This window comes from Blastococcus aurantiacus (genome assembly GCF_900102425.1).
GTDB classification, from domain to species: domain Bacteria; phylum Actinomycetota; class Actinomycetes; order Mycobacteriales; family Geodermatophilaceae; genus Blastococcus; species Blastococcus aurantiacus.
The window spans coordinates 119070-131573 of sequence record NZ_FNBT01000004.1 but is presented as its reverse complement, the minus strand read 5'-3'; the positions used below and the strand labels follow the sequence as shown (position 1 = coordinate 131573).

General features: G+C 74.1%; 13 protein-coding genes. 4 read left to right on the top strand and 9 right to left on the bottom strand.

The window, feature by feature from the left end:
- Positions 1–49 precede the first annotated feature (49 nt).
- From BLS70_RS09350 to BLS70_RS09325, 6 genes are all read right to left on the bottom strand, one after another.
- The gene (locus tag BLS70_RS09350) at positions 50–814 is read right to left on the bottom strand and encodes a histidine phosphatase family protein (RefSeq protein ID WP_091766422.1); all 765 of its coding nucleotides are present in this window, start codon (positions 812–814) and stop codon (positions 50–52) included.
- On the bottom strand, positions 811–1263 hold the full coding sequence (rsfS, locus tag BLS70_RS09345; RefSeq protein ID WP_091766419.1) for a ribosome silencing factor: 453 nt from the start codon (positions 1261–1263) through the stop codon (positions 811–813). The genes BLS70_RS09350 and rsfS overlap by 4 nt, the downstream gene beginning before the upstream one ends.
- On the bottom strand, positions 1260–1946 hold the full coding sequence (gene nadD, locus BLS70_RS09340; RefSeq protein ID WP_255362348.1) for a nicotinate-nucleotide adenylyltransferase: 687 nt from the start codon (positions 1944–1946) through the stop codon (positions 1260–1262). The genes rsfS and nadD overlap by 4 nt, the downstream gene beginning before the upstream one ends.
- 428 nt (positions 1947–2374) lie before the next feature.
- Complete coding sequence (locus tag BLS70_RS09335; protein WP_255362347.1) at positions 2375–3799, bottom strand: vWA domain-containing protein; 1425 nt, start codon at positions 3797–3799, stop codon at positions 2375–2377.
- 11 nt (positions 3800–3810) lie between these two features.
- Positions 3811–4698: an AAA family ATPase gene (locus BLS70_RS09330; protein WP_091766414.1), complete on the bottom strand. Its 888-nt coding sequence runs from the start codon at positions 4696–4698 to the stop codon at positions 3811–3813.
- A gap of 37 nt (positions 4699–4735) precedes the next feature.
- Positions 4736–5989, bottom strand: coding sequence for a glutamate-5-semialdehyde dehydrogenase (locus BLS70_RS09325; protein WP_091766411.1), 1254 nt, complete (start codon positions 5987–5989; stop codon positions 4736–4738).
- A gap of 65 nt (positions 5990–6054) precedes the next feature.
- On the opposite strand from BLS70_RS09325, the gene BLS70_RS09320 reads away from it, so the two are divergent.
- The 4 genes from BLS70_RS09320 to BLS70_RS09305 are packed head-to-tail and all read left to right on the top strand — an operon-like array spanning position 6055 to position 9278.
- The gene (locus BLS70_RS09320) at positions 6055–7032 is read left to right on the top strand and encodes a metal ABC transporter substrate-binding protein (protein WP_091766408.1); all 978 of its coding nucleotides are present in this window, start codon (positions 6055–6057) and stop codon (positions 7030–7032) included.
- Complete coding sequence (locus BLS70_RS09315) at positions 7029–7832, top strand: metal ABC transporter ATP-binding protein (protein WP_091766405.1); 804 nt, start codon at positions 7029–7031, stop codon at positions 7830–7832. The genes BLS70_RS09320 and BLS70_RS09315 overlap by 4 nt, the downstream gene beginning before the upstream one ends.
- A gap of 1 nt (position 7833) precedes the next feature.
- Positions 7834–8847 (top strand): metal ABC transporter permease, encoded by a 1014-nt coding sequence (locus BLS70_RS09310; protein ID WP_091766402.1) that lies wholly within the window; start codon positions 7834–7836, stop codon positions 8845–8847.
- On the top strand, positions 8844–9278 hold the full coding sequence (locus tag BLS70_RS09305) for a Fur family transcriptional regulator (RefSeq protein ID WP_091766400.1): 435 nt from the start codon (positions 8844–8846) through the stop codon (positions 9276–9278). The genes BLS70_RS09310 and BLS70_RS09305 overlap by 4 nt, the downstream gene beginning before the upstream one ends.
- Positions 9279–9288: 10 nt before the next feature.
- Here BLS70_RS09305 and def read toward each other — a convergent pair whose 3' ends face one another.
- The 3 genes from def to obgE are packed head-to-tail and all read right to left on the bottom strand — an operon-like array spanning position 9289 to position 12468.
- The gene (def, locus tag BLS70_RS09300) at positions 9289–9771 is read right to left on the bottom strand and encodes a peptide deformylase (RefSeq protein WP_091766397.1); all 483 of its coding nucleotides are present in this window, start codon (positions 9769–9771) and stop codon (positions 9289–9291) included.
- 55 nt (positions 9772–9826) lie between these two features.
- Entirely contained in the window at positions 9827–10942 is a 1116-nt protein-coding gene (gene proB, locus BLS70_RS09295) for a glutamate 5-kinase (protein WP_091766394.1), read from the bottom strand.
- Positions 10939–12468, bottom strand: coding sequence for a GTPase ObgE (gene obgE, locus BLS70_RS09290; protein WP_255362346.1), 1530 nt, complete (start codon positions 12466–12468; stop codon positions 10939–10941). The genes proB and obgE overlap by 4 nt, the downstream gene beginning before the upstream one ends.
- Between the last annotated feature and the right edge of the window lie 36 nt (positions 12469–12504).

Here is a 12504-nt window from a genome sequence, read left to right as displayed (position 1 = left end):
GGCACCGTCGGCTCCGCGTCGGGGAGCTGCCGGGCCGGGATGCCGGTGGTCAGACGACGGCGTCGGCGTCCGCGAGGGGGCCGGCGCCGCCCTCCTCCGGGTTCGCGCCCGCCCGCACCGGGACGTCCGGGCCGGCCGCCGGTGCGCGGTCGACAGCACCGTTGCCGTCTGACGCGGGCGCCTTCGGCGCGGCCACGTTGTGTCGCATGAGCCGCCACGTACCCGACTGCTCCCGGAGCTCGCTCCACGAGCAGTTGCCCAGGGGGCCGAACAGCCGGCGCTGCTCGGGACCGAGCCCCAGCAGTCGTTCGATGAGCCGCCCGCTGGTGCCGCCGTGCGTGACGATCACCGCGACGGGAGCCGGTGGCAGGTCGGCCACTGCAGCGAGGGCCCGCTCGGCGACCTCCTCGGGCTCCTCTCCCCCGCGCCCGCGCACCGGTCGACCGGCGAGCCAGTCGGCGTACTGGTCCGGGTACCGGTCGGCCACCTCGTCGCGGGAGAGCCCTTCCCAGGTGCCCATGCCGTGCTCGCGCAGCCGCGGGTCGAGGAGGAGCTGCGCGCCGAGGAGCCGGGTGAGCGCAGCGGCGGTGTCCGCGGCGCGCTCCAGGTCGCTGGAGACGACCACCGTGTCGGCGTCGAGCGCGGCGGAGTCGATCATGTGCGGCGCCGCGTCGACGGCCTGCCGGCGTCCCACCTCGTCCAGGGGTGGATCCATCCGGCCCTGGAACCGGCCGACGGCGTTCCACTCGGTCCGGCCGTGCCGCCAGAGGATCAGCCGCTGGACGGGCAGGCCGAGCGCCGCGTCGGAGCTCACCGGTCGAGGGTGTCCTGCGCCGGCTCCACGTCCTCGGCCGGGTCCGCGTCCTCCGGCGTGGAGGGCTCGGCCGCCTGCTGCGCCGGCAGTGCGCTGTCGACGAACGGGATCGTGGGGCAGTCCTTCCACAGCCGCTCGAGCGCGTAGTAGGCCCGCTCCTCGGCGTGCTGGACGTGGACGACGACGTCGACGAAGTCCAGGAGCACCCAGCGGTTCTCGGTCATGCCCTCCCGGCGCACCGGCTTGATGCCGTGCTCGCGCAGGCGTTCCTCGACGGCGTCCACGATCGCCTGCACCTGGCGCTCGTTGGGCGCCGAGGCGAGGACGAAGGCGTCGGTGATGGCGAGCCGCTCGCTGACGTCGACGATCGAGACGTCGGTGGCGAGCTTGTCGGCGGCCGCCTGAGCGGCGAGCAGCGCGGTGTCCCGCGCCTCGGCCGAGGCGGTCATCGGGGTACCTCCTGGATTGCGGATGGACTGTCGGATTCTGGTGCCGGACCGGGGTCCTCGCCGCCGCTGACGGCCGCCGGCGCCCGGCGGCGCAGGCCCTCCCGGTAGAGGCCACGCTTCTCGATGTACTGCACCACGCCGTCGGGCACCAGGTACCAGACCGGCATGCCACGGGCCACGCGACCGCGGCAGTCGCTGGAGCTGATCGCCAGCGCGGGGATCTCCACCAGGCTGACGCGCCCCGCGGGCAGGTCGGAGTCGGCCAGTGTGTACCCGGGGCGGGTCACCCCGATGAAGTGGGCCAGGTCGAAGCACCGATCGCCGTCGCGCCAGGTCATGATCTGCGCGAGCGCGTCTGCTCCGGTGATGAAGAACAGTTCGGCGTCCGGCCGCTGCGCGCGCAGGTCGACCAGGGTGTCGATCGTGTACGTCGGGCCACCGCGGTCGATGTCGACGCGGCTGACCGAGAACCGGGGGTTGGACGCCGTCGCGACGACCGTCATGAGGTAGCGGTCCTCCGCCGGGCTGACCTGGCGGTCGCTCTTCTGCCAGGGCTGTCCGGTGGGCACGAAGACGACCTCATCCAGCCCGAAGAGCCCGGCAACCTCGCTCGCGGCCACGAGGTGCCCGTGGTGGATGGGGTCGAACGTCCCGCCCATCACGCCGATCCGCCCGCCCGTCACGGACCGAGCGTATCCGTGCCCACCGGAGCCGGCCCTGGCCGGACCGGCTCCGGTGCTACGGACCCGGCGCCTGCCCGGTGGGGCGAGGCGTCCGGCCCGCGGCGACCGGCTCCCCCGTGCAGCCGGTCGCAGGCGTGCCCGCCTCGCGGCGGTCGGACGGCGCCGATGCCCGAGAGCATCGCCACCGCGCTGACCAACGGCTCCACGGCGCTGGGGTTACGCACCAGTACCGGAATGCTGTGTGGTCGTGCCCACACCGGCTGCCGCCCGCCCCCTGCGGCGGGCCGTCCACCCCCGGTGCCGGCGTCCCGACATGTCGGGACATCGACCCGTCGACGAGTCGAGGAGCCGACGTGTCGACACCTCGACACGTCGGCCGCCTCCTGCAGGGGCACGCTGCGGGCCCACGCGTCGCCGAGGCGGGGGCCTCAGAGGGTGGTGATGAAGTCCGCCAGTTGAGAGGCGTTGCGGCACTCCACCATGTCGATGACCTCGCCGTACCGGTCCGCGGCGGAGTCACCGCTCCCCCACTGACGCCGCGGCTCCGGGTTCAGCCAGTGCGCCGAGCGGGACCGCCGGACCATGCTGGCCAGCAGCGGGACGGCCGCGGGCCGGTAGTTCGTCCGGCCGTCGCCCAGCACGAGCAGCGAGGTCTTCGGCCCGATCGCGGAGGCGTACTTGTCCGCGAACACCTCGAAGGCGGTGCCGTAGTCGCTGTGCCCGTCGAAGGCCACGACCTGCGCCTCGCGCCCGATCCGGGTGACCGCGTCCGCGACGTCGGCACCCGGCCGGAAGAAGCGGGTCACCTCGTCGGTCGAGTCGACGAACGCGAAGGCCCGCACGCCGGTGAAGTGCTCGCGCAGCGCCTGGGTGAGCATCAGGGTGAAATGGCTGAAGCCGGCCACCGAGCCGCTGACGTCGCACAGCACGACGAGCTCGGGCTTGTGCACCTTGCGCGGCCGGTGGTGGGTGACGACCGGGACGCCGCCGGTGCCCAGCGAGGCGCGGACGGTCTTGCGGAAGTCCAGCCGGCCCTGGCGCCCGATCTTCCGCCGCGCGGACAGCCGCACGGCCAGCCGACGGGCCAGCGGCGCCACCGTGCGACGCAGCTCCGCGAGGTCGGTGGACTGGGCGCGGAGGAAGTCGATCTGGTCGGCCAGCGGGCGGACGGCGTTCTTCGCGACCCGCTCCCGCCCCTTCTCGTTGGCGGTCCGCCGGCGCACCTCGGTCTCGACGGCGTTCTTGAACGCCTCCACCCGTTCCCGGACCGTCTGCCGGGCGACCTGCTCGTTGAACCCGCCGCGGTCACCCTCGGCGAGCAGACCCGCCAGCAGCTGGGCGACCAGCGTGTCCGGCGAGAGCGCCCGCATCACGCGGTAGCTGAAGTAGGACTGCCCGGTCGGGCTGGGCTGACCGCTGCCGAGCCGGTCCACCGCGCGGCGGGCGAACCGGCCGATCTCGTCCTCGTCGCCCTCGAGCAGCAGCTGGAAGAGCTCGTCCCGCATGGCCTTGGCGAGCGCGGTGTCGTCCGGGTTCGGGCCGCGCTGCTGCGGCTCGCCGTCCTGACCGCCGTCGGTCGGGTCACCGGAGTCGTCGGTGGCCGTGGGCCGGTCCGACAGCGGCCACCAGAGATCGAACAGCACGTCGTACGCCGGCCGCTGGGCGCCGCGCTGGAGCAGCACCGCCGCCAGCCCGTGCCGCAGCTGCTCGCGCTCGAGCAGGTCGATCACCGTGAGGATCTCGGCGGCGTCGACCGCCTGGCTGATGCCCACCGGGATGCCGGCCTCGCGCACGGCGCGCACGAACCCGTCCAGGTGCCCCGCCAGCCCCCCGAGCTCCTGCGAGCGGCTCACCGGCGCGCTCATCAGTTCAGCCGGAGCTCGGCGGCGGCACGCTGCTGGTCGCTGGCGTGCTTGAGCACCACGCCGAGGGTCGAGGACATCGCCCCTTCGTCGAGGGTGTCCAGGCCCAGCTCCAGCAGCGTCTGCGCCCAGTCGAGCGTCTCGGAGATCGACGGCGACTTCTTCAGCTCCATCGCCCGGAGCGCGCGCACCGTCTTCACCAGCTGGTCGGCCAGGCCGGGGGCGAGGTCCGGCACCCGGGACAGCACGATCTCGCGCTCGCGGTCGGCCGAGGGGTAGTCCAGCGCCAGGTAGAGGCAGCGCCGCTTGAGGGCCTCGGACAGCTCGCGGGTGGCGTTGGACGTCAGGATCACCATCGGCCGCCGGGTGGCGGTGATGGTGCCGAGCTCGGGGATCGTCACCTGGAAGTCGGAGAGCACCTCCAGCAGCAGGCCCTCGACCTCGACGTCGGCCTTGTCGGTCTCGTCGATGAGCAGCACGGTGGGGTCGGTGCGCCGGATCGCGGTGAGCAGCGGCCGGGAGAGCAGGAACTCGTCGCCGAAGATGTCGTCGTGGACGGAGTCCCAGTCGGCGCCGTCGCCGGCCTGGGAGGCCTGGATGCGCAGCAGCTGCTTCTTGTAGTTCCACTCGTACAGCGCCCGGGCCTCGTCGAGACCCTCGTAGCACTGGAGCCGGATGAGCTCGGAGTCCGTCGCGGCGGACAGCGCCTTGGCCAGCTCGGTCTTGCCGGTGCCGGCGGGGCCCTCGACGAGGAGTGGCTTGCCGAGCCGGTCTGCCAGGAACACCGTCGTCGCGATCTGGGCGTCGGGCAGGTAGCCCGCGGTGCTCAGCCGCTTGCTGACGTCGGCGACCGAGGAGAAGTGCGGGGACTGCGACGGCGGACGGGGCAAGACAGCTCCAAGGGACAGGGCGGGCCGGGAGGACCGCTCAGCGGACGTGACCGCGGCCGGTCACGACATAGGTGGTGGAGGTCAGCTCGGGGAGCCCGAGCGGGCCACGCGCGTGCAGCTTCTGGGTGGAGATGCCGATCTCCGCGCCGAAGCCGAACTCGCCGCCGTCGGTGAACCGGGTCGAGGCGTTCACCAGCACGGCGGCGGCGTCCACGCCCGCGGTGAAGGCCGCGATCGCGGTGGCCGAGTCGGCGACGATCGCCTCCGTGTGACCGGTGGTCCAGCGTGCGATGTGGTCCAGCGCCTGCGGCAGGTCGTCGACCACCCGCACCGCCATGTCCATCGACAGGTACTCGGTCGCCCAGTCCTCGTCGGTCGCCGGGACGACGTCGTCGTGTGCCGCCCGGGAAGCGTCGTCACCGTGCAGCGCCACTCCCGACCCCGCCAGCGCCGCCAGCAGCCGCGGCAGGTGGGGGTAGTCGCGGTGCACGAGCAGCGTCTCGGCGGAGTTGCAGACGCTCACCCGGTGCGTCTTGGAGTTCAGCACCACGGACTCGGCGATCGCCGGGTCGGCCGAGGCGTCGACGTACACGTGGCAGTTGCCCTCACCGGTCTCGATGACCGGCACCCGCGACTCGCGCACGACGCGCTGGATGAGCGAGGCCCCGCCGCGCGGGATGACCACGTCGACCAGGCCGCGGGCACCGAGCAGCTCGCCCACCGAGGCGCGGTCGGCCGGCAGCAGCTCCACGAACCCGGCCGGCAGCCCGGCCTTCTCCCCCGCATCGGTGAGGACGGCGATCAGCGCGGTGTTGGTCCCGAATGCGGATGCCGACCCGCGCAGCAGGGCGGCGTTCCCGCTCTTGAGGCAGAGCCCGGCGGCGTCGACGGTCACGTTGGGCCGCGCTTCGTAGATGATGCCGACCACGCCGAGGGGCACCCGGACCTGCCGCAGCTCCAGGCCGTTGGGCAGCCGCGAGCCACGGACGACGTCGCCCACGGGGTCGGGCAGCGCGACGAGCTGGCGCAGGGCAGCGGCCACGCCCTCGATGCGGCCGGCGTCGAGGCGGAGGCGGTCGAGCACCGACTCCGGCGTCCCATCGGCCCGCGCGGCCTCCACGTCGGAGGCGTTGGCGGCCAGGATCTCGTCGGTCCGCTCGACCAGCGCCTCGGCCATGGCTACCAGGGCGCCGTCCTTGGCGTCGGTGGGCAGGGTCCGCAGCACCCGGGCGGCCGAGCGCGCACGCAGGGCGGCACCGCCGATCAGCGGCAGCTCCGTGACGTCGAACACGTCCTCAGGTTACGCGGACGGTCGGTCAGGACTCCGCACCGGACGCCTGTGAGAGAATGGTTCTCATGAACATCTCGGTCGGGCGTCGGCCCGCGACCGTCGTGGCCACCGCCGCCCTGCTCCTCCTCGCCGGGTGCGGTGGTGACGACGGCGACGGCGGCGACGGCGGCACTGCGGCCGACGGGCTCACCGTCGTCGCCGGCTTCTACCCGCTTGAGTGGGCCGCCGAGCGCATCGGGGGCGACCGGGTGTCGGTCACCTCGCTCACCGCTCCCGGCGCCGAGCCGCACGATCTGGAGCTCACGCCGCGCGACGTCGCCGGTGTCGCGGACGCCGACCTGCTGGTCTACCTCGGTGGCTTCCAGGCCGCGGTGGACGAGGCCGCCGAGTCGCAGGCCGGCGACCACGCCTGGGACGCCGCCGAGGCCGCCGACCTGTCGCTGACCGCGGAGGAGCACGGGCACGGGGAAGAAGAGGGCGAGGAGCACGCGGAGGACGAAGACCACGCCGAGGGCGAGGAGTCCACGGACCCGCACTTCTGGCTGGACCCGACCCGCCTGGCCGCCGTGGGCGACGCACTGGCCGAGCAGCTGACCGAGCTCGACCCGGACGGAGCGGAGACCTTCGAGCAGAACGCCGCCACGCTCCGGGAGGAGCTCGAGACGCTGGACCGGGAGATGACCGACGGGCTGACCGGATGCCGCGTGGACACGCTCGTCACGAGTCACGACGCGTTCGGCTACCTCGCCGACCGCTACGGTCTCGAGGTGATCGGTGTGACGGGGCTGAGCCCGAACTCCGAGCCGTCGGCGGACCAGGTCGCCGAGATCGCCGACCTCGTCGCCGAACGCGGGGTCACCACCGTCTACACCGAGACCCTGGTCGACCCCGCCGTCGCCGAGACCGTGGCCGCCGAGGCCGGCGTCGAGACCGCGGTCCTCGACCCGCTCGAAGGCCTGACCGACGAGTCGGCCGGCGACGACTACCTCGCCGTCATGCGGGCCAACCTCGCGACGCTGCAGGAGGGCCAGGCCTGCTCATGAGCGAGCGCCCCCCGGCCATCCGCCTGCGCGGCGCCACGATCGGTTACGGCGACGTGCCGATCGTCCGTGACGTCGACCTGACGGTCGGATCCGGTGAGGCGGTCGCCGTCCTCGGCTCCAACGGGTCGGGCAAGACGACGCTGTCCCGCGGACTGCTGGGCCTGGCCACCGTGCTCGACGGCGAGGTGCAGGTGCTCGGCGCCCCGGTCGGCCGGCTGCGCGAGCGCGGACGGGTGGGCTACGTCCCCCAGCGGCACTCGATCAGCGGCGCGGTGCCGGCGACGGTGCGCGAGGTCGCCGGCGTGGGACGGCTGGCCCGGCTCGGCCTCTTCCGCCGCCTCGGGGCCACCGACCGCCGCGCGGTCGTCGACGCGGTCGCCGCGGTGGGCCTCGCCGATCGCCTGGACGACCCCGTGGCCGCGCTGTCCGGCGGTCAGCAGCGCCGGGTGCTCGTCGCCCGCGCACTGGCCGCCGAGCCGGAGCTGCTGATCATGGACGAGCCCACCGCGGGGGTCGACGCGGCCAGCCAGGAGGCCCTCGCGGACACCCTCGCCGCCATCTCCGCGAGCGGCACGACCCTCGTCGTCGTCACCCACGAGAGCGCACCGCTGGCCGGCGTCCTCACCCGGGCGGTCGTGGTCGACCACGGGCGGATCGCCTACGACGGCCCGCTGAGCGGGGCCGCCCACCACGACGAGCACCTGCACCACCACCCGCCGGAGCGCCAGCCGGCCGGCTACCGGATGGACCAGCCCACGGTGACCTCCGGTCCCCGGACCACCGCCGACAGGGAGCGCTGACGTGGGACTCCTCGACTACGACTTCATGCAGCGCGCCCTCCTGGCCTCGCTGATGGTCGGGCTCGTCGCGCCGGCGGTGGGCGTCTTCCTGGTCCAGCGCCGGCTCTCCCTGCTCGGTGACGGGCTCGGCCACGTCGCCCTCACCGGCGTCGCCGTCGGCGTGCTGACCGCCACGAGCCCGGTGTGGACGGCGCTGGTCGCCGCGATCCTGGGGGCGGTGCTCATCGAACTGGTCCGCGCGCGCGGCCGGACCAGCGGGGACGTCGCCCTCGCCGTCCTCTTCTACGGGGGCATCGCCGGCGGCGTGGTGCTGCTCAGCCTCGCGCCGCGCGGACAGGCCACGAACCTCGACTCCTACCTGTTCGGCGCGATCACGACGACCAGTCCGCAGGACGTCGCGGTCTTCGCCGGCATCTCGGTGGTCGTGCTGCTCAGCGTGGCACTGCTGGGCCAGCGGCTCTACGCCGTGAGCGACGACGAGGAGTACGCCCGTGCGGTCGGCCTCCCGGTGCTCGGCCTCAACGTCGTCCTGGCGGCGCTCGTCGCCTCCACCGTCGTCCTGTCGATGCGGGTCGTCGGGCTGCTGCTGATCAGCGCGCTGATGATCCTCCCCAGCGCCATCGCCCAGCTGCTCGCGCGCAGCTTCCGGGAGACCGTCCTGCTGGCCTGCCTCATCGGGGTGCTGGTCAGCGTCTCGGGGACGGCGACGTCCTTCTACACCGGGACGCCGTCGGGAGGGACGATCGTGCTGCTGGCCATCGCCCTGTTCCTGCTGGTGACCTCGGCGGTGACCCTGCGCGAGAGCACCGCGCGGCGGCGGCACCGGCGTCGGGTCGACGTCCATGACGCGCACCCCCACGAGCACGGCACCGCCTGTGGTCACCCGCCGGTGCCGCACGGCGACCACGTCGACTACGACCACGACGGACACCTCCACGCGCCGCACCACACGGGCCGGGGCGTGCACTACGACGAGCACGGCGGGCACCCGGTGGCCGCTCCCCCGAACCGGTGAGCGGCACGGGCACCGGCCGGCCCGCGACACCGGAGGTGGCCGGCCGGCGGACCACCCGGCAGCGCAGCGCCCTGCTCGCCCTGCTGGACGAGCTGGACGGCTTCCGCAGCGCGCAGGACCTGCACGCCCTGCTGCGCGAGCGCGGCGACTCCGTCGGGCTGGCGACGGTCTACCGGGCCCTCCAGGCGATGGTGGACGACGGGCAGCTGGACGTGCTGCGCAGCCCGGAGGGCGAGGCGGGCTACCGGCGATGCTCGCCCAGCCACCACCACCATCTCGTCTGCCGTTCCTGCGGACGGACGGTCGAGGTGGCCGACCCGCCGGTCGAGCGCTGGGCAGCCCGGGTGGCGGCGGAGCACGGCTTCGCCGACGTGCAGCACCAGGTCGAGGTGTTCGGGACCTGCGCCGACTGCGCCGCGGCCCGCCCCTGAGCTGCGGCCGTCAGCGGTCGCGCAGCGCCCGGAGGGCGGACTTCCGAGCCTCGCCCGTGAGCCGGTCGAGGAAGAGCTTGCCGTCGAGGTGGTCGACCTCGTGCTGCAGGCAGCGGGCCATCAGGCCCTCGCCCTCGAGCCGCAGCGGCTTGCCGTCCACGTCGAAGCCCTCGGCGACGCAGTGCATCGCCCGCACCGTGGGCGCCCAGATGCCGGGGACGGACAGGCAGCCCTCGTCGCCGTCCTGAGTCTCCTCGGAACGCTCGACGATCAGCGGGTTCACCATGTGCCCGATGACGCCGTCGATGTTGTAGGAGAAGACCCGCGCGCCCACCCCGATCTGCGGAGCGGCGACGCCGGCGCGGCCGGGGTTGTCGACGGTCTCCTCGAGGTCGCGCACCAGCGCGGCCAGCCAGCCGTCGAACGTCGTCACCTCGTCGGAGGGGGTGCGCAGGACCGGGTCGCCGAGCTCGCGGATGGGGCGGATCGTCACCCGTCCAGTCTCTCAGCCGGGCTCCGCGGCCCTGCCCGACCCTCCCCGCAGGCGCTCAGGGACGGCGGCGGACGAGGACCATCTCGTCGCGGTGCACGACCTCGCGGCGGTACTCCGGCGGCAGGTCGCCGGTCTTGTGCCCCAGCAGCCGGGGCAGCTCGGTGGCGTCGTAAGCGACCAGCCCGCGGGCGACCACGGTGCCGTCGAGGCCCACCAGCTCCACCGGGTCGTCGGCGACGAACTCGCCCGAGACCGCGGTGATGCCGGCGGCGAGCAGCGAGGCGTGCCGGTCGCGGACAGCCTCGACCGCGCCGTCGTCCAGGGTCAGCCGGCCGCGCGGGCGGCTGGCGTAGCGCAGCCAGAACTGGCGGGCGCTGGGCCGCCGGCCCATGGGCTGGAACAGCGTGCCGACCTGCTCGCCGGCCAGGGCCGCGGCCGCCTGCGCCGTCGAGGTGACGACGACGGGGACCCCTGCGTGCGCGGCGATGAAGGCCGCCTCCACCTTGGTCGCCATGCCCCCGGTGCCGACGCCGTTGCGGCTGGCCGAGCCGAGGGTGACCGCGGCCAGGTCGCCGGGCTCGCGGACGGTGTCGACCAGGGAGGCCGGGCCCGAGCGCGGGTCCCCGTCGTAGACGCCGTCGACGTCGGAGAGCAGGACCAGGGCGTCGGCCTGCGCGACGTGGGCGACGAGCGCGGCGAGCCGGTCGTTGTCGCCGAAGCGGATCTCCTCGGTGGCCACCGTGTCGTTCTCGTTGACGATCGGCAGCGCCCCGAGGGTGAGCAGCCGCTCCACGGTCCGGTGCGCGTTGCGGTAGTGCCCGCGGCGGGTCAGGTCGTCGGCGGTCAGGAGTACCTGTCCGACGGTCACCCCGTGGCGGGCAAAGGCGTCCGCGTAGGTCTGCACCAGCCGCAGCTGGCCGACGCTGGCCGCGGCCTGCGCCGTAGCCAGGTCGCGGGGCCGGCCCGCGAGCCCGAGTGGGGCCAGGCCGGCCGCGATGGCACCCGAGGAGACCAGCACGACCTCCCGGCCGGCCGTGCGGGCCGTGCCCAGGACGTCGACCAGCGCGGTGAGCCGCTCCGTGTCCAGCCCACCGGGCAGGGTGGTCAGGGAGGAGGAGCCGACCTTGACCACGACCCGTCGGGCGTCCGCGATCTCGGGCCGGGCGGTCACTGCAGCTCCTCCGGCAGGTCGGCCTCGGTCCACCCCGGCTCGCTGAGCTCGTAGGGCACGCGGCGGGCGCGCTTGGCAGCCAGGCGCTCCTCGGCCCGCAGCCGGTGCGGCGCGTCGATCCGGCTGTCGGTGCCGCGGCCGCCCAGGCCCGCGGACTCCTCGGCGGTGAGCGTGCCGGCCGGCAGCGAGGGCACCCAGTCGAAGGTGACGCCGCCGATGGTGACCGCATCGCCGGTGACCGCGCCGGCCTTGGCCAGCGCCTCCTCGACGCCGAGCCGGTTGAGCCGGTCGGCGAGGAAGCCGACCGCCTCGTCGTTGCTGAAGTCGGTCTGGCGGACCCAGCGCTCGGGGCGGACGCCGTGGACGATGAAGCCGCCGGTGTCGAACTCGGTGTCGCGCTCCACGGTGAAGCCGGTGTCGTCGACCGCCCGGGGGGTGACCGTGACGCGGGCGGGCTCCATCGCCGGGAGGCTCGCGCGGTGCTCCTCGACGGCCGCGGCCAGGGCGAACCCGAACTCCCGCAGGCCTTCCCCGGTCGCGGCGCTCACCGGGTAGACGGCCAGGCCGCGCTGCTCGAGGGTTGCGCGCACCAGGTCGACCAGTTCCCGGGCGTCCGGGACGTCGATCTTGTTGAGGACGGCGATCCGCAGCCGGCCGACGAGGTCGAGCTCGTCGCCTCCGTACTCAGCCAGCTCGTGCTCGAGGGCCTCGATGTCGCTCTCCGGGTCGCGCCCGGGCTCCATCGTGGCCATGTCGACGACGTGCACGAGGACCGCGCAGCGCTCGACGTGGCGCAGGAACTGCACGCCCAGGCCCTTGCCGGTGGACGCGCCGGGGATGAGCCCGGGCACGTCGGCCATCGTGTAGACGGCGTCGCCCGAGCGGATCACGCCCAGGTTCGGGACCAGCGTGGTGAAGGGGTAGTCGGCGATCTTCGGGCGTGCCGAGGACATCGCCGCGATCAGCGACGACTTGCCCGCTGAGGGGAACCCGACCAGGCCGACGTCGGCGATGCTCTTGAGCTCGATGACCGCGTCGAAGGCCTCGCCCGGCTCGCCCAGCAGCGCGAACCCGGGCGCCTTGCGGCGGGCGTTGGCCAGCGCCGCGTTGCCCAGGCCACCCCGGCCGCCCTGGGCCAGCACCACCCGGGTGCCGGCGCCGACGAGGTCGGCGATGACCCGGCCGTCGGGCGTGCTGACGACGGTGCCGGCCGGGACCCTGAGGACCTTGTCCTCGCCCTTGCCGCCGTGGCGGTTGCTGCCCTCGCCGGGGCGGCCGTTCCCGGCCTTCTGGTGCGGCCGGTGGTGGAAGTCGAGCAGCGTGTGCACGCTGGGGTCGACCTCGAGGACGACGTCACCGCCGTCGCCACCGTTGCCGCCGTCGGGGCCGCCGAGGGGCTTGAACTTCTCGCGATGGATCGAGGAGACGCCGTGGCCACCGTTGCCGGCTGCCACGTGCACGACCACGCGATCGATGAAAGCGGCCAACCCTGGTCGCCTCCTACCTGCTGAGCGCCACGAGCGCACGGGCAGGTCGCCCGTGCGCTCGTGGCGACACGAATG